Below are 15,982 nucleotides of genomic sequence, written 5' to 3'. Positions count from 1 at the left end.
GTCGTGGGCATGACGATCGAACAACTGCGGGAACGGGTCCGCGGTCCGGTGTTCACACCGCGCGACCCCGGCTACGAGGCGGCGCGGCGGGTCCACAACGCGATGATCGACCTTCACCCGGCCGCCGTGGTGCGCTGCGCCAACGCCGGGGACGTGCGGGCCGCGGTCGCCTTCGCGCGGCAGAACGCCGTCGACCTGGCGGTGCGCGGCGGCGGGCACAGCGTGCCCGGCTTCGGCACCTGCGAAGGCGGCGTGGTGGCCGATCTGTCCGGGATGCGCGGCGTGCGCGTCGACGGCGAGCGGCGAACCGCTCGCGCGGAGGGCGGCGCGACCTGGGGCGACTTCAACGCGGCCACGCACGCCTACGGGCTGGCGACCACCGGCGGCATCATCTCCACCACCGGGATCGGCGGGCTCACCCTCGGCGGCGGGATCGGTTACCTGGCCCGGGGACTCGGCCTGTCCTGCGACAACCTCATCTCCGCCGACGTCGTGCTGGCCTCCGGGGATTTCGTTGTCGCCGACGAGCAGCACAACACCGACCTGCTGTGGGCGCTTCGCGGCGGGGGCGGCAACTTCGGCGCGGTGACGTCGTTCGAGTACCGGCTCAGCCCGGTGAGCGAGATCTACGGCGGCCCGATCTTCTTCGACCTGGAGCACGCGGCGGACGTGCTGCGCGGGTTCCGCGACCTGATCGCCGAGGCGCCCGAGGAACTCGGCGCGTTCCCGGCGTTCCAGATCGCCCCGCCGCTGCCGTTCATCCCCGAGCATCGGCACGGCGTCCCGCACATCGCGCTGGTCAGCTGCTGGGCGGGCCCGGTCGAGGAAGGGCCGGCGGCCGTGGCCGCCTTGCGCGACCTGGCTCCGGTGGCCGCCGAACACCTCGGCCCGATGCCCTACCCGGCGCTCAACGCCGCCTTCGACGCACTGGTCCCACCGGGCTTGCAGCACTACTGGAAGGCCAACTTCGCCACCGAGCTCAGCGACGAGATGATCGCCGCGCACGTCCAGCACGGACCGCGGGTTCCGGTGGTGAACTCGACGGTGCACATCTACCCGATCAACGGCGCCTGCCACCGCGTCGCACCCGACGAGACGGCCTTCGCCTACCGGGACGCGAACTTCGCGACCGTCATCGCGGGCATGTGGCCGGATCCCGCCGACAACGAGGCGAACATCAGCTGGGTGCGGGACTACTACGCCGCGACCGCTCCGCACTCCCAAGAGGGCGGCTACGTCAACTTCATGGCCGCTGACGACCAGGACCGGGTCAAGGCGAACTACCGCGAGAACTACGACCGCCTGGCGGCGACCAAGCGCCACTACGACCCGCACAACCTCTTCCGGCTGAACCAGAACATCGCGCCCTGACCCGGGGGTGGCGAAGCCGGAACTTCGCCACCCAGCGGGTCATTCGGCGGCGCGGAGGCGGACGACCTGCGGGTCGTGGTCGCTGATCTGGTCGGAGAACTCGGCGTTGACGTGCACGATGTCGTAGTCGGCGGTGAGCGGCCCGGCCAGCAGGATGTGGTCGAGCTGCTGCGAGTTGCCCTCGTAGACGTAGCTGTAGCGCTCCACGGGCGGCAGCGCGTCGGCCGGCGCGGTCAGGACCTCGGTCAACGGCGCGAGCGCCGGGGAGAAGCCGTAGTCGTTGAGATCGCCCGCCACCACGACCGCGGCCTGCGGATCGACGGCGAGGGTCTGGTCGACGAACCCGCGCACGGCCTTCGCCTGCTCGGCGCGCTGCTGCTCGGAGGACCGGGCCGGCGGCTGGAAGCGGCCGTGCAGCGGCTGGTCGCCGCCCTTGGAGCTGAAGTGGTTGGCCACCACGAACACCGGCCGCCCCTGGAACAGGAACTCACCGGCCAGCGGTTTGCGGCTGTCGGTCCACGCGGCGTTGCCCGGTTCGACGCGGCCGGGCGAGACGCTCAGCGCGGCGCGGTCGCCGTCGGCCACCGGCTGCACCGCAGTGGTCGCGTCGCCGCCTGGGCGGTCGACGAAGGACACCCGGGCGGGGTTGAACAGGAACGCCACCCGGATGTTGCCGCCGGGCTCACCTCCGTCGGCGTTGTTCTCGGGGTCGATCTGCCGCCACTGGTAGCGCGGGCCGCCCACAGCGGCGATGGCGTCCGTGAAGCGCTGCAGCGTCTCGTCGGCGGCGACCACTCCGTCATCGGTGGCACCGGTGTTGTCCTGGACCTCTTCGAGCGCGAGGACGTCGGGCGCGGCGAGGTTGCCGACCACGCCCTGCGCGAGCCGGTCGAACTTGGTCTGCTCGTCGGCCGCGTCGAGGTTCTCCACGTTGTAGGTGGCGACGGCGAGTTCGTCGGACTGCTGCGCGCGGGTCGTCTCGGGCCGCGTGCCGCCGGGCACGTGCGCGCCGAGCTGCGCGGCTTCGAGCACGTACCCGCCGAAGGAGCTGTAGTCCAGCGGGCCGGAGGTGGATCCCCGCAGCCGGTCGCCGACCGCTGCCGCCGGGAACTCGCCGGCCGGCAGCGATTCGACCTTGAGCCGTCCGGCGTTGGGGTCGGCGTAGCCGGTGTAGGTGGTGCCGCCGCGCTCGTTGGCGTTCTGCTCGGGCTTGCTGGTGATCCACAGCGACCGGTACTCGTCGGTCGGACCGACCACGCGGGCGTCGTCGACCCGCAGCGCCATGGCCTCGCGCGACTCGTAGAAGTCCAGCGCGAACCGCTGCGGTTCGAGCTCGCGCGAGTCGATCTCCCCCGCGGGAGCGTGCTCGACCGGCACGCTGTCCGCGGCCAGCAGCTCGGGCGGGATCTCACCGGTGCCGCTGACCTGCCAGGTCGCCGAGGTCAGCTCGGTCACGGACTGGTTCGGCCCGTCCTGGCCGCCCGGGTAGTACTCGACGACGGTCCCGGAGGCGGTGACGGCATCACCCACCGCGACCTGCGGCGTCTGCTCCCCGGTGAAGACGAACAACCCCTCGCTGGTGCGCGGGTCGGTGTCGGGCTGCGGGTCCTGGAACCAGAACCCCCGCGCCGAGCCGGTCGCCCGGACACCGGTGACCACGCCCGTCACCCCGCTCACCTGCTGCCCGTTCAGCGGGGAGACCCGCGTGGTGCCCTGGATGTCGTGGATGCGGACGGCCTGCTGCGCAGCGGCGAGCGAGGCCGTGGCCGGTAAGGCGGTGGTGGCGAGCAAACCCGTGGCGATCAACGGTAAGACGCGCACGTCGCGTTCCCCCTGAAGTCGAAGAGCCGATCAACGCGGACGCTAAACAGCCAAATCGACGACAGCGTGAACACCGAACCCCCTGAGCAGAACTCGCCACGATCCACAGGGGCGGGGCATGCAAAAGGGCCGGTCCCCGAGAGGACCGGCCCTTGCGAGCGGTAGCGGTGGGATTCGAACCCACGGTGGCTGTTAACCACACGCGCTTTCGAGGCGCGCTCCTTAGGCCGCTCGGACACGCTACCGCCGATAAGGCTACCGGCCGCCTCCTCGACGCCCGCAAAGGGGGGTCCGCCTCCCGGTGCGCGCCCCGCGGCAACGGGCGGTTCGGGTCCGAAACCGTCCATGATCAACGATCGTTTTGCCCGGTCAGTTCGGACCAGAACCGCCCATCGGCGAGGCCACGTCCCCGAGGCGAGTCAGAGCGCGGGAGGCCCGTGGGAGCGGTGGGTGGTGAAGAAGGACTCCAGGAGGGCCGCCGACTCGTCGGCGAGGACACCACCGACGACCTCCGGGCGGTGGTTGAGGCGGTTGTCGCGGACGACGTCCCAGAGCGAACCGACGGCCCCGGTGCGCGGTTCCCAGACGCCGAAGACGACCCTGGCCACCCGGGACAGGACCAGGGCGCCGGCGCACATCGTGCACGGTTCGACGGTGACCGCGAGGGTGCAGTTCTCCAGCCGCCAGCCGTCGCCGTGGGCCTGGGCGGCGGCGCGCAGGGCGAGGATCTCGGCGTGCGCGGTGGGGTCGCCGTGGGCTTCGCGCCGGTTGCAGGCCTCGGCCAGCACGCGGCCTTCGGCATCGGCGACGACGGCGCCGATGGGCACGTCACCCGTGGACGGCGCGTCGGCGGCCACCCGCAGCGCGGCCCGCACCAGCTCGACGTCGCCGGCGCGGGCCTCGGTGGTGTTCACCGGTACATGTTCTCCAACAGCTTCGAGAAGTCGTCGCCGAACCCGCAGCGCTGGGCGATCATCTCCAGCTGCTCGTCCGGGTAGAGGTCGACCTCCTCGATGATGACCAGCAGCTCGCCCTCGGGAAGACCCAGGTCGGACAGGACCGCGAGGTTGCCCTCCGGCCAGACCTCCTCGTCGTCCTCATCCGGAGCGTCCACGCGCAGCAGGTCGAGCACGTCCGCGGCGATGTCGTAGTCCAGCGCCGCAGCGGCATCGGACAGCAGCAGGTCCACACCCCCCGGGACCGGGCGGATCAGCACGAAGAACTCGTCGTCCACATTGCACATTCCGAACACCGCGCCGGTGGAACGCAGCTCGCGCAACGCCGTGATCGAAGCGTCCAGGCCGGTCAGCACCGAGTTGTCCATCGCGCTGCACCGCCACCGCCCGTCTTCCCGGACCACGGCGACGGCGAAGCCTGCGACCGGCTCCTGCACCGTCATGGAGACACCGTAAAGCGTACGAAGGCCACCCGAAAGCACTATTGCGATTGTCGTATCCATCAGGGGACGGAATGCGCTCAACCGGGTGCGTGCGATGCGGCTCCGTCGGGCAGGATGGACGGATGCGTGCCGTGTGCGTGATCGGACTGGGACTCATCGGTGGATCCGTGCTGCGGGCCGCCTCCGGCGCCGGGCGCCCCTCGTGGGGTGCCACCGCGTCGGAAGCGGATGCCGCAGCAGCCCGCGACGACGGTTTCGAGGTGCTCGAAACCGATGCCGCGCTGCGCCGGGCCAAGCAGGAGGACGCGCTGGTGGTGGTCGCGGTGCCGCTGACGGCGCTGCGCGGGGTGCTGCGCGAGATCGCCGAGGTCCACCCGGGCGCCTGGCTGACCGACGTGGTCAGCGTGAAGGACCCGGTCGACTTCGAGGTCCGGAAGCTCGTGCCGAACGCCCGCTACGCCGGTGGCCACCCGATGGCGGGAACTTCGGCCTCGGGTTTCGCGGCGAGCTCAGCGGAGCTGTTCCAGGGCGCCGCCTGGGCGGTGACCATCGAAGAGGCCACCACGATCGACGCGTGGCGGGAGGCAGCTCAGCTGGCGCTGGACTGCGGCGCCCACGTGGTCCCGACAGGCGCCGCCGCGCACGACGACTCGGTGGCCCGGATCTCCCACCTGCCGCACCTGTTCGCGGCGATCCTCGCCACCGTCGGCGCGGACGGCGGCCCGCTCGCGCTGTCGCTGGCGGCGGGCTCGTTCCGGGACGGAACCCGGGTCGCGGGCAGCGACCCGGAGCTGGTGCGCGCCATGACCGAGGGCAACAAGGCCGCGCTGCTCGACGCCGTTGACGACGCCCTGGGTCGCTTGGGCGCCACTCGCGGTTCGCTCGCCTCCACCGGCGGCCTCAAGTCCACTCTGGACTCGGGCCACGAAGCCCGGAAGCGCTTCGACGACCTGGCCACCGGCGAGGGCACGACGACCTCGACGGTCCGCCTCCGCCCCGAAGCCCTGTCCCGACTCCGAGACCTCGGCGAACTCGGCGGCCGAATCACAGCCATCGAAGAGGACCAGGCGACGACCCAAGTCCCCGTGGCCTAACAGGCAAGCCCCGAAGGTGCTTTCTCCTTCACCACCTGAGTAGCTCACACCGCCGGGCAAGCCGACCACAGATCGCCACGAGCAGAACACGAAGAAGAGGTCGCCCTGTGCGTGGGGGCGACCTCTTCTATGGTGCGCTCCGACCACTGGTCGGGACGGCTCTCGCCTGGTCCCGCCGCCAGCCTGGGCCGCAGCGCCGTTGCTTCGAGCTGTCCTACTGGCCGGGCGGCGGGGGCTCTTCCTGGTCTCCGCCGACGAAGCCCTTGCCCTTCTCCACGGCCTGGTCGACCTGGTCCTCGTGACCGAACTTGTCCTTGGCCGCGTCACCGGCCTTGTCCATGCCCTGCTCGACCTTGTCGCCGTGCTCCTGACCGAGGTTCCGCAGCTTGTCCTTGAAGTCTCCGAAGCCCATGGTGCTCCTTCCCGCGCCTCGTGGAAAGCGTCGTTCAGTCCCCGGCGAAGCTAAGCCCGATCGTCGGTTCCTGCTCGACGCAACACCCGCCAGGGCAGGGCCAATGACTCGTCCAGGTGACCCTTGCGCACGGTCGACCACGGGTCTACCTTGAAGTGACCTGATGACCAGATTTGCAATTCTGGTCAACGAGTCACGGAGGTAGTCGCATGACACAGCCCACCGACCGGGCGGACCGCATCCTCGACGCGGCCGCCGAGCTGATGGTCCGGCTGGGCTACCGCAAGGTCACCATCGACGACATCGCCCGCCGCGCCGGAATCGGCAAGGGCACCGTCTACCTGCACTGGCGCACCAAGGAGCAGCTGTTCGAGGCGCTGATCATGCGCGAGTCGATCGGGGTGCTCAACGGCCTGGTGGAGGCGTTCCGGGCCGATCCGACCGAGGTCCTGCCGCACCGGTTCTTCGCCCGCAGCTTCCTGGCCGCCATGCGCGATCCGCTGATGAAAGCGCTCGTCACCGGCGACACCGAGCTGCTGGGCAGCATCAAGCAGTCCGCGCATCAGGGGCAGTCCCAGCGGTTCGGCGACCGCTACCGCGAGCTGATCTTCAAGCACCGGCTGCTGCGCGACGACGTGCCGGACGTCTACATGGCCGTCGTCGCCACCGCGACCGGCTTCCACCTCACCGACAACATCAACCCGGAATTCGCCGCCCTCGACGACGAGGCCAAGGCGAGGGCGCTGGAACACACCATCCGGAACGCGTTCGAGCCGGCGGGCGACCCCGATCCCGAGTCGCTAACGACCGTCGCCGACGAGATCGGGAGCCTCTTCGACGAGCTCAACGAGCAGTTCCGGGAGTGGATCTACACACCACAACAACGCGGCTGACCGGCCGCGATTGGGGGCATGACATGACCGCACTGGCCGACACCTGGGGGATCAACGCCGCGCAGTTCTGGCTGCGCGGCCAACGGCCGGACCGCGAGGTCGACTACGACGAAGCGACCGGGATGTGGGAGGTCCACGGGTACCCGGAGATCCTGCGGGCGCTCAGCGACCCGGCGACCTTCTCCTCCAACACCCAGCGAATGGTCCCGGAGGCGAGCGGGTTCTCCGAGGGCAACCTGACGCAGCTGGACCCGCCGGACCATCAGAAGCTCCGGAAGCTGGTCAGCCACGCCTTCACCCCGAAGGTGGTGGCCGACCTGGAGCCGAGGATCGCCGAGATCACCGTCGAGCTGATGGATCAGATGGAGGACCGAGCGGAACTGGTGGCAGACCTGGCCTACCCGCTGCCGGTGATCGTCATCGCCGAACTGCTCGGGGTTCCCGCCAGCGACCGCGACAAGTTCAAGCGGTGGGTCGACGGGATGTTCAACTCGACCAACAAGATCTCGATCAAGGAACGTTCACCTGAGGACGAGGCGTACTTCGCCTCGGCCATGGAGCAGGTCGGCGAGCTCGCGCACTACCTGACCGAGCACGTCCGCGAACGCCGCGCCAAGCCCCGCGAGGACCTGCTGACCAAGCTGGTCGAGGCCGAGGTGGACGGTGTCCGGCTCACCGACGCCGAGATCACCAACTTCGGCATGGTGCTGCTGGTGGCCGGGCACATCACCACCACGATGCTGCTGGGGAACACGCTGCTGTGCCTGGGCGCGCACCCGGACCAGTTCGCGGCGGTGCGGGCCGACCGGTCGATGGTCCCGGCGGCGATCGAGGAGTCGCTGCGGTTCCTGAGCCCGTTCGCGGCGGTGTCGCGGGTGACCAACGAGGAGACGGAGCTCGGCGGGGTGCGCATCCCGGCGGATCAGATGCTGCTGCTGTGGATCGCCGCGGCCAACCGCGATCCCCGGCAGTTCGCCGACCCGAACGTCTTCGACGTGACGCGCGATCCGAACCCGCAGCTCGGCTTCGGTCGCGGCATCCACTTCTGCCTGGGCGCTCCGCTGGCCCGGCTGGAGGGCAAGGTCGCCCTGAACCTGCTGCTGGACCGCTTCCCGCAGCTGCGCACCGATCCCGACGACGCACCGGAGTTCCTGCCCAGCCCGAACATGACCGGCGTCCGCAGGCTGCCGCTGCTGCTGCGGTGAAACCCGCTGGCCGTCGTGCCGCGCAGATCAATAGTCTGCGCGGCATGAGCAACATGACGGACGCGTTCACCGAACGGCTGCGCGCCCTCGGCGCCGAGGGCGAGGTCGTCGAGTTCGACACCGGGGTGCCCACGGCCGCGGCCGCCGCCAAGCAGCTGGGCTGCGAGGTCGGGGCGATCGCCAACAGCCTCGTGTTCACCGCGGACGGCGACCCCCTGCTGGTGATCGCCAGCGGCGCGCACCGGGTCGACACGCGAGGTCTGGAGCGGTCGCTCGGGGTCCGCAAGATCCGGCGGGCCAGTCCGGAGTTCGTCGCGGAGGTGACCGGTCAGCCGGTCGGCGGCGTCGGGCCGGTGGGGCACCCGCAGGCGATCCGGACGGTGGTGGACCGCGCGCTGGCCGCGCATCCGACGGTCTGGGCGGGGGCCGGCAGCAAGCACGCGATGTTCCCGACGAACTTCGCCGAGCTGCTGCGGATCACCGGCGGATCCGCGGCCGACGTCGCCCAGTCCTGAACGCCACCGTCAGGGGGAACCTTTTACAACTGGTGCGAGGCGACCTGACGGCCCCTCAACGCCACGTCACCGCAAACCACCCTTTTGGATTCGCTTTCAACACTCAAGGTGACAAGCACGCGGAAGTCACCCTTTCGCCGGATGAATTGAGTTGCGTCGGGCAATCATTCACGAGGCGGAACACTTTTCGGTGAAGACCCCGTCGGAGCATCTGCGGCCCGGAGGTCCGGCAGGTACACCTTGATTTGCCCGATTCCGGGTCAGCCTGATCCAGAAATACCCCCGGGCAAGCCGAATTGGAAGGAAGGCAATTATGCGCTCGCTGCTTCGTCCCATTGTCGTCGGTGCGTTCATCCTGCCGCTCGCTTTCGCCGGAGCAGGCCTTGCCTCCGCAGGCGACATGGAGGCGCGCGGAGGTGGCCACGGGAAGTGCGTCCACCACTCCTGCAACTGGTGGGACTGGGACACCACCGTGAACCACAACGACACCTCCATCATCAACGCAGGCATCATCGGCTGACCCGCTCGCGGACCGAGGCCCCGCCGGCCACACCCGGCGGGGCCTCACCTACGGGTCGGACCTGGGCACGCCGCGAAATGTCGCGCGGTAGGCGCTCGGGGAAACACCCAGTTCGCTTTGCAGGTGCTGGCGCAGCGACGCAGCTGTTCCAAATCCTGAATCGCATGCAATTTTTTCGACCGGAAGGTCTGTTTCCTCCAACAGCTGCCGCGCTCGCTCGACCCGTTGCCGGGTCAGCCATTGCACCGGCGAAATCCCGACTTCTTCGCGGAATCGCCGCGTGAAGGTGCGCACGCTCAGCGAGTCCTGCGCGGCGAGTTCACGCAGCGTGAGCGGCCGGTCGAGGTGTTCGAGCGCCCACGAGCGCGCCCGAGCGGTCGTCGAGACCCGCGGTTCCGGAACGGGCCGGCGGATGTACTGCGCCTGGCCGCCCTCCCGATGAGGTGGAACGACGGTGGTGCGCGCGACCTCGTTGGCCACCGCCGCCCCGTGGTCGCGGCGGATCAGGTGCAGGCACAGGTCGATGCCCGATGCCTCCCCCGCCGAGGTCAGCACGTCCCCGTCGTCGGTGTAGAGCACGTCCGGTTCCAGCTCGACCCGCGGGAACAACCGGCGGAAGTGATCGCAGGACTTCCAGTGCGTGGTCGCCCGCCTGCCGTCGAGCAGCCCGGCCGCGGCCAGCACGAACGAGCCCGTGCAGATCGACGCGATCCGGGCGCCGTCCGGGATCCGCGCGAGCGCGGCGGCCAGGGCGGCAGGCAACCGCCCCTCGGTCTCGGTCTCGTCCGGCTCGTGGCTGGCGGGCAGGACCACCGTGTCCGCACAGGCGAGCGCGTCCGCGCCGCGCTCGACGTGGATCGGGAAGTCCGCGTCGGTGCGGACGACGCCCGGCACGAGCGCGCAGGTCACGACCTCGTACAGCGGTTCGCCGGAGGGCGAGCGGGCACTGCCGAACAGCTGGTGGACCAGGCCGAGCTCCATCGGCATCACGCCGTCGCGGACCAGCACCGCCACCCGAGTGGACATGGCCCGATCCTTTCACATGTTGGCCATCAGGCCACTCGTCGCGAACCCCACCGGATCGCAGGGTGGGGGCATGTCCGTTCATCGAGCCTGGTGGGTCGCCGCGGTGGCCGCCCTCGTGATCATCGGAGCCGGAGCCTGCGCCACGACCGCCGGGCTGCTGGTGACGCCGCTGCACCACGAGTTCGGCTGGCCGCACGGCACGATCAGCGCGGCCGCCTCGGTGAACCTCGTGCTGTACGGGCTGACCGCGCCGTTCGGCGCCGCCGCGATGGATCGCTTCGGCATGCGCCGGGTGGTCACCGCAGCCCTCCTGCTGATCGCCTCCGGCGCGGGCCTGACCACCGCGATGACCGCGCCGTGGCAGTTCGTGCTGGGCTGGGGACTGCTCGTCGGCACCGGTTGCGGCGCGCTGGCCACGACGTTCGCCGCGCTGGTGGCGGACCGCTGGTTCGCCGCCCGGCGCGGCCTGGTCGCGGGCGTGCTCACCGCCGCCACCGTGTTCGGCCAGTTCGCGCTGCTGCCGGTGTTCTCGCTGCTGGTCGACTTCGACTGGCACGCGGCCACCGGCGCGCTGGTCGCGGTCGCGCTGTTGGTCACCCCGCTCGCCTGGGCGGTGCTGCGGGACCGTCCCGCCGACGTCGGCCTGCTCCCCTACGGCGCGACGCACCCGGAACCGCGGACCGCACCCGCGTCGGTGGCCCGCGCGGTGCGCGCCCTCCCGCTGCGCAGCGGCGCCTTCTGGCTGCTCGCAAGCACTTTCGCGGTGTGCGGCGCGTCGACCAACGGCATCATGTGGACCCACTTCACCCCGGCCGCACACGACCACGGGATGCCGACCGGCGTCGCGTCCTCGCTGCTCGCGGTCATCGGCGTGGTCAACGTGCTGGGCACGGTCGGCTCCGGCTGGCTCACCGACCGCGTGAACCCGCGCCTGCTGCTGACCGCCTGCTACGCGTTCCGCGGCGTGTCGCTGATGCTGCTGCCCGGACTGTTCGGGCCGTCCGTGCAGCCGGGGATGCTCGCGTTCGTGGTGGTGTTCGGCCTGCTCGACGTGGCCACGGTCCCGCCGACCATCGCGCTGTGCCGGGAGCTCTACGGCACCGACGGCCCGATCGCCTTCGGCTGGATCAGCGTCGCCCACCAACTCGGCGCCGGAACCCTGGCACTCCTCGGCGGCCTGGCCCGGGACCTCACCGGCACCTACGCCCTCCTCTGGCCGGCCACCGGCGCGCTGTGCCTCACCGCAGCACTGCTCGCCACCCGGATCCCCCGACCCGCCGCAGCCCCCGCTCAAGCGACCTGCGCACGCTGAGGACCCCGATCTCCAGACCTGCGCCTTGCCCTGATCGGGCGATGAAGACGTGAAGCGCGAAAGGGACTCGACCAGAGCGCCCGAGGGCGGTTACAGTACTGGTATCGGCTCCTCAAGAGCTTGCCAAGGATTGCCCGCGGTGCTGCCACCGCTCTCCTTAAGTGGATCGGCCCTTGGAAGCTCTTGGGGAGCCGATCTCATGGCTGCATCCGGTGCATGGGAACCAGTCGTTCGTCCGGACGAGCTCGTTTCGCGGCATGCTCCTGATCCCCATCGGGATCGCGCACGAATCACGCTTTCGGATCTGAGGCCAGATCTTCAGCAGATACGCAGACTCGACGTAGCCGAACTCCCCGGCGGGCCAAGTGGCCGCCTTGAGGAACCCCCCGTACAGGTCTGCCGCCTGACTCTCAACATAGCTACGCGCGGAGACCCAGCGAAGCCCTTGCTCTAAGTGAAACGGCACGCGCTCATCCTTCGTCGCTTCTCGTCGGATGTAAGCGTTGGTCGTCTGGTGGTCGTGTCCCTTGACATGCCCGAAACGCGTCCACACCCTCGCATTTCCCTTCCAGTCACGTGCGGCCCACAGGACGGACTTGTACGTCTGGTACGCGACGTAGTTGTAGAACCGCGTCGGGTCGTCCCGGTACGTCCCCGGCCAGAGGTCATGTTTGATCGCGTACACGTAGCAGACCCGCAGGCCATCGACCGCACCAAGAACTTCTGCCGCTCGCCGCCGCCGATCATGGGTCTTGACGTGGTCCTTCCACGACATCACCGCAGACTCCGGCACCTTGAAGTCACGCCGAAGCAACCCGATCGCCTCGCGAACGTTGGCGACGCCGCCCTCGTCTAAAACGATCGCGGCCATGCCGAAGATCGGACTAGAACTCGCTGAGGCGCCCCGGTCACCGGTCTCGTCGATGTAGGCATGAACACGGGGCGCACTCGACATAGACGCAAGGATACGATCGATATCACTGTGCGTGATCGCCCCTGTTTGAGTGATCTTGAGTCGGACGAATGTTCGACATCTCGCTGCAAGGCTTGCCTTCCGAGACTCGACCGCGCAGGCCGTTTGCGCGCAACTTGTGAGTCCAGATCGCCGGGGCCGTGCCCGGTGCCGTTTTCGCGCTCAGCACGGCCGTCGGCTGCGGCACCTCCCGAAGCCCGCAGCGGGAGGACCGGCAGGAACAGCTGGACGGCGATCAGCAGCGGCCGACGCGGGGCTGGTGAGGGTTCTCCGCATCGCCGTTGTGGTCAGGCGGTCTTGTTCATGCCGCCGTCGACGATGTGGTCGGCGCCGGTGATGTTCGCCGCGCGCGGTGACACCAGGAACGCGACGAGGTCGGCGATCTCCTCCGGTTCGCCGACCCGGCCGGTGGAGATCGACATCATCTCGGGCAGCAGCCGGTCCATCACGTCGTCCCGCGTGGTGCTCGCCTGATCGGCGAACACGTCCGCGAACGCTCCCGGATCCGTCCACATCGGAGTCCGCACGGGCCCGGGAGAAACCGTGTTGACGCGGATGGCGGGCGCGAGCTCCTCCGCCACGGCCTTGGTGAAGTTGCCCAACGCCGCCTTCGCCGCGCAGTACGGCGCGATCATGCCCGCTGGCAGCCTGGTGTTCAGCGAGCCGATCGTGACGATCGCGGCTCCCTCCCTGCCGCGCATGGCGGGCACGGCACTGCGCACGGCGCGCACCGCGCTGAACAGGGTCACGTCGAAGATCCGCTGCCACTGCTCGTCGGTGAAATCGTTGATCGACGCCGCCGGTTCGCTCGCGCCCACGTTGTTCACCAGGACGTCCACACCGCCGTGCCGGCCGACCGCGACGTCGATCAGCTCAGCGGCTCCGCCCGGCGAGGCGAGATCGACCGGGACGAACGTCACCGAGCGCTCGGCGCACAGCCGTTCCAACTCCTTCGTGGCGTTCCGCGCACCCACCACGACGTGCGCCCCCTCGCTCGCCAGCACGGATGCGGTCGCGAGTCCGATCCCCTTGCTGCCGCCGGTGATCACGCAGACCTTCTCACGCAAGTTCAGCTCCATGGCCACCACTGTGCGGCGCCGCGAACCCGACCGCTGGCGGATTTCGGGCATGGCGGTCAGCTCCGCGGCCCGCCGGTTGCGGGCGTGGCATGACGAATCGTCGGAGTCGCCCGTATCGTCCAGTTATGCGCAACTCGAAAATCCGGATCGTCACTGCCGTCGCCGGCGCCGTCTTCGCACTCGGCGCGACCGCCGGCTGCGACTTCGCCCAGCCCCCGCAGCAGGAGGACCAGCAGGAGCAGCAGGACGGCGAGCAGCAGCAGCAAGAGGACGGCGGCGAGGAGCAGGAGGAGGGCGACAACTGATCGCACCGGCGCGGAGACCTCCGGGACTCGGGGGTCTCCGCCCCGGTCGACCCCTGCGCGCTCGGCTCAGTCCAGCGGGATCGGGACGGCTCCGCCGGTCACGGTCACGCGGGGGTCGTCGGGTGCGACGTCCACGGTGATGCGGCTCGGGCGCCCCATGTCCTCGCCCTGGACGACCGTCAAGCGGCGCGGTTCGGTCACGTGGCCGAGGGTTCGCAGGTAGCCGCCGAGGGCTGCGGCCGCGGCACCGGTGGCCGCGTCCTCCACCACCCCGCCGACCGGGAATGGGTTGCGGGAGTGGAAGACCTCGTCGTCGTGCCGCCACACCAGCTGGAGCGTGGTCCAGTTCCGTTCCAGCATCAGGGTTTTGAGCGCGTCGAAGTCGTAGTCCAGGTCTGCCAGGCGTTCCCGGGTGCGCACGGCGAGGACCAGGTGCTCGTTGCCCCCGAAGGCGACGTGGGGCGGGAAGACGCTGTCGAGATCTTCGTCGTTCCACCGCAGCGCTTTCAGAGCTTCCCGGACCTCGCCATCGGTGGCCGGGCGACTCGTCGTGGCGACGCTGCGCAGGCCCGCTCGGACGACTCCGGATGAGTCGGCGCTGGTGCTGATCGCGATCTCCCCCGCCGGGGTGTCGAAGTGGAGGTCGCCGGTCGTGGTGCGCTCGGCGAGCGCGACCGCGGTGGCGACGGTCGCGTGCCCGCAGAAGGCCACCTCGGTGAGCGGGCTGAAGAAGCGGAGATCGTAGCGCCGCGGCCCGGTGGGGAAGGCGAACGCCGTCTCGGAGTAGCCGACTTCGGCGGCGATCTGCTGCATCCGGGTCTCGTCCAGACCCCTCGCGTCCAGCACCACACCGGCCGGATTGCCGCCGGTGGGGGTCGAGGTGAACGCGGCGTAGCGGTAAATGTCAGCCATGCGTCCACCGTCCACCAGCTCCCCCATTCGTTCAAACGATGGATTTCGATCGCTCCGATGGACTGAGCCGATGGCCTTGATGCGTGGACACCGATCTGCTGCGCATGTTCCTCGCCGTGGCCCGTCACGAGAGCTTCACGGCCGCCGCGGCGGAGCTGAACCTGGTCCAATCGACGGTGACCAGCAGGATCAAAGCGCTGGAGAAGACCCTCGGCGCTCGCTAGCCGATCGAGCTGGTCGCTGCGGTCGTTCGCGGTCGATTTTTGGCGATAGATTGGCGAAGGCAGTCGATCACCGTTGCGAGAGGGCCTGGTCCTTCCCCATCAGCCCTCGCGAGAGCCGCACGCTCGCTCAACAATGGACCGCATGAGCGATCCCACCGCCTCTACGCCCGGCAGGTGGCACATCGGCCACGGAGAACTCCTGCTTCGCCACCGCTACGAAACGGCCAGCATCGTCAACGACATGCTCGTTGCGATCTGGTTCATCGCAGGAAGCGTCATGTTCTTCCACCCCGCGATGGTCAACCTGGGCACCTGGATGTTCCTGCTGGGCAGCATCGAACTGGCGATCCGCCCCACCATCCGCATGATCCGGCACGTACATCTGCGTCGCCTCCATCACGCCGCCGGACACGAATCGGACCAGGACTTCTAGCGCTTCCAGGCTCACCGCCCGTCAGGTGGCCGACGTGCTGGGCCATTCCCACCCGTTGATGACGCTCAACACCTGCATGGGCCGGGGCAGGTCTCCCGGGCCGATCACGAGGCGCTGTCGTTGGTGGTCAAGACGGCGGATCGCAAAGTTGGCGATAAATTGGCGAACCGCCCTGCTGAGGACTCCGGCGGGGAGATCGAGAGCGAGGTGGAATAGCAAGAAACCCCCAGGTAACTGGGGGTTTCTGCTGTCTCGACCAGACGTGCGCCCGTAGGGATTCGAACCCCAAACCTTCTGATCCGTAGTCAGATGCTCTATCCGTTGAGCTACGGGCGCTTGTTCAATTGTCGGGTCCCACCCTAGGGTAGGGCCCTTGCGGAGGCTCCGGGATTTGAACCCGGGAGGGGGCGTAACCCCCAACCGCATTAGCAGTGCGGCGCCATAGACCAGACTAGGCGAAGCCTCCCGGCGTCCTTCGCGGCCACCGG

General features: G+C 69.4%; 19 protein-coding genes and 3 tRNA genes. 11 read left to right on the top strand and 11 right to left on the bottom strand.

Annotation, left to right across the window (positions count from 1 at the left end; all coding sequences use genetic code 11):
- Positions 1-9 precede the first annotated feature (9 nt).
- On the top strand, positions 10-1,371 hold the full coding sequence (locus AB0J78_RS30960) for an FAD-binding oxidoreductase (protein ID WP_363795177.1): 1,362 nt from the start codon (positions 10-12) through the stop codon (positions 1,369-1,371).
- A 39-nt stretch (positions 1,372-1,410) separates the two neighbouring features.
- On the opposite strand, the gene AB0J78_RS30955 is transcribed toward AB0J78_RS30960, so the two are convergent.
- From AB0J78_RS30955 to AB0J78_RS30940, 4 genes are all read right to left on the bottom strand, one after another.
- Complete coding sequence (locus AB0J78_RS30955) at positions 1,411-3,192, bottom strand: endonuclease/exonuclease/phosphatase family protein (protein WP_363795175.1); 1,782 nt, start codon at positions 3,190-3,192, stop codon at positions 1,411-1,413.
- A 159-nt stretch (positions 3,193-3,351) separates the two neighbouring features.
- Positions 3,352-3,437: transfer RNA gene (locus tag AB0J78_RS30950), tRNA-Ser, on the bottom strand.
- A 174-nt stretch (positions 3,438-3,611) separates the two neighbouring features.
- Positions 3,612-4,106 (bottom strand): nucleoside deaminase, encoded by a 495-nt coding sequence (locus AB0J78_RS30945; protein ID WP_363795173.1) that lies wholly within the window; start codon positions 4,104-4,106, stop codon positions 3,612-3,614.
- Complete coding sequence (locus AB0J78_RS30940) at positions 4,103-4,591, bottom strand: tRNA adenosine deaminase-associated protein (protein ID WP_132673303.1); 489 nt, start codon at positions 4,589-4,591, stop codon at positions 4,103-4,105. Before AB0J78_RS30940 ends, AB0J78_RS30945 begins: the two co-directional genes overlap by 4 nt.
- A 122-nt stretch (positions 4,592-4,713) precedes the next feature.
- On the opposite strand from AB0J78_RS30940, the gene AB0J78_RS30935 reads away from it, so the two are divergent.
- Positions 4,714-5,685, top strand: a complete 972-nt coding sequence (locus tag AB0J78_RS30935; RefSeq protein ID WP_363795171.1) for a prephenate dehydrogenase — start codon at positions 4,714-4,716, stop codon at positions 5,683-5,685.
- Positions 5,686-5,899: 214 nt separating this feature from the next.
- Here AB0J78_RS30935 and AB0J78_RS30930 read toward each other — a convergent pair whose 3' ends face one another.
- Complete coding sequence (locus tag AB0J78_RS30930; RefSeq protein ID WP_363795169.1) at positions 5,900-6,097, bottom strand: antitoxin; 198 nt, start codon at positions 6,095-6,097, stop codon at positions 5,900-5,902.
- A 209-nt stretch (positions 6,098-6,306) separates the two neighbouring features.
- Between AB0J78_RS30930 and AB0J78_RS30925 the strand changes: the two genes are divergently transcribed.
- The 4 genes from AB0J78_RS30925 to AB0J78_RS30910 all read left to right on the top strand — a co-directional run bounded on the left by AB0J78_RS30925 (position 6,307) and on the right by AB0J78_RS30910 (position 9,230).
- On the top strand, positions 6,307-6,990 hold the full coding sequence (locus tag AB0J78_RS30925; RefSeq protein WP_363795167.1) for a helix-turn-helix domain-containing protein: 684 nt from the start codon (positions 6,307-6,309) through the stop codon (positions 6,988-6,990).
- A 23-nt stretch (positions 6,991-7,013) separates the two neighbouring features.
- Entirely contained in the window at positions 7,014-8,195 is a 1,182-nt protein-coding gene (locus AB0J78_RS30920) for a cytochrome P450 (protein ID WP_363795165.1), read from the top strand.
- A 44-nt stretch (positions 8,196-8,239) separates the two neighbouring features.
- Positions 8,240-8,710, top strand: coding sequence for a YbaK/EbsC family protein (locus AB0J78_RS30915; protein WP_363795163.1), 471 nt, complete (start codon positions 8,240-8,242; stop codon positions 8,708-8,710).
- A gap of 313 nt (positions 8,711-9,023) precedes the next feature.
- Positions 9,024-9,230: a hypothetical protein gene (locus AB0J78_RS30910; protein ID WP_363795161.1), complete on the top strand. Its 207-nt coding sequence runs from the start codon at positions 9,024-9,026 to the stop codon at positions 9,228-9,230.
- A gap of 48 nt (positions 9,231-9,278) precedes the next feature.
- Here the strand turns inward: AB0J78_RS30910 and AB0J78_RS30905 are convergent, their stop codons facing one another.
- Positions 9,279-10,256 carry a helix-turn-helix domain-containing protein gene (locus AB0J78_RS30905; protein ID WP_363795159.1) on the bottom strand — a complete coding sequence of 326 codons (978 nt, stop codon included), beginning with the start codon at positions 10,254-10,256 and terminating at the stop codon, positions 9,279-9,281.
- 70 nt (positions 10,257-10,326) lie between these two features.
- Here AB0J78_RS30905 and AB0J78_RS30900 point away from each other — a divergent pair, with 70 nt between their 5' ends.
- Positions 10,327-11,568, top strand: coding sequence for an MFS transporter (locus tag AB0J78_RS30900; protein ID WP_363795157.1), 1,242 nt, complete (start codon positions 10,327-10,329; stop codon positions 11,566-11,568).
- Positions 11,569-11,725: 157 nt separating this feature from the next.
- Here AB0J78_RS30900 and AB0J78_RS30895 read toward each other — a convergent pair whose 3' ends face one another.
- Entirely contained in the window at positions 11,726-12,523 is a 798-nt protein-coding gene (locus AB0J78_RS30895; protein WP_363795155.1) for a DUF3800 domain-containing protein, read from the bottom strand.
- A 158-nt stretch (positions 12,524-12,681) separates the two neighbouring features.
- On the opposite strand from AB0J78_RS30895, the gene AB0J78_RS30890 reads away from it, so the two are divergent.
- Positions 12,682-12,804, top strand: a complete 123-nt coding sequence (locus tag AB0J78_RS30890) for a hypothetical protein (protein ID WP_363795153.1) — start codon at positions 12,682-12,684, stop codon at positions 12,802-12,804.
- 24 nt (positions 12,805-12,828) lie between these two features.
- Here the strand turns inward: AB0J78_RS30890 and AB0J78_RS30885 are convergent, their stop codons facing one another.
- Complete coding sequence (locus tag AB0J78_RS30885) at positions 12,829-13,620, bottom strand: SDR family oxidoreductase (RefSeq protein ID WP_363795151.1); 792 nt, start codon at positions 13,618-13,620, stop codon at positions 12,829-12,831.
- Between the two features lie 125 nt (positions 13,621-13,745).
- Between AB0J78_RS30885 and AB0J78_RS30880 the strand changes: the two genes are divergently transcribed.
- Positions 13,746-13,925 (top strand): hypothetical protein, encoded by a 180-nt coding sequence (locus AB0J78_RS30880; protein WP_363795149.1) that lies wholly within the window; start codon positions 13,746-13,748, stop codon positions 13,923-13,925.
- Positions 13,926-13,991: 66 nt separating this feature from the next.
- Here AB0J78_RS30880 and AB0J78_RS30875 read toward each other — a convergent pair whose 3' ends face one another.
- Positions 13,992-14,837 (bottom strand): PhzF family phenazine biosynthesis isomerase, encoded by an 846-nt coding sequence (locus AB0J78_RS30875; protein ID WP_363795147.1) that lies wholly within the window; start codon positions 14,835-14,837, stop codon positions 13,992-13,994.
- 83 nt (positions 14,838-14,920) lie between these two features.
- Between AB0J78_RS30875 and AB0J78_RS30870 the strand changes: the two genes are divergently transcribed.
- Together AB0J78_RS30870 and AB0J78_RS30865 are read left to right on the top strand one after the other, a co-directional pair.
- Entirely contained in the window at positions 14,921-15,061 is a 141-nt protein-coding gene (locus AB0J78_RS30870; protein ID WP_363795145.1) for a LysR family transcriptional regulator, read from the top strand.
- Positions 15,062-15,203: 142 nt separating this feature from the next.
- On the top strand, positions 15,204-15,494 hold the full coding sequence (locus tag AB0J78_RS30865) for a YrhK family protein (RefSeq protein ID WP_363795143.1): 291 nt from the start codon (positions 15,204-15,206) through the stop codon (positions 15,492-15,494).
- A 263-nt stretch (positions 15,495-15,757) separates the two neighbouring features.
- Here AB0J78_RS30865 and AB0J78_RS30860 read toward each other — a convergent pair.
- Positions 15,758-15,830: transfer RNA gene (locus AB0J78_RS30860), tRNA-Arg, on the bottom strand.
- Between the two features lie 40 nt (positions 15,831-15,870).
- Positions 15,871-15,960 (bottom strand) — tRNA-Ser (locus AB0J78_RS30855).
- Between the last annotated feature and the right edge of the window lie 22 nt (positions 15,961-15,982).

The sequence above is a fragment of the Saccharopolyspora sp. NPDC049426 genome (assembly GCF_040676935.1).
Lineage (GTDB): Bacteria > Actinomycetota > Actinomycetes > Mycobacteriales > Pseudonocardiaceae > Saccharopolyspora.
The sequence above is the reverse complement of the archived record's forward strand: the minus strand, read 5'-3'. Positions and strand labels throughout refer to the sequence as shown.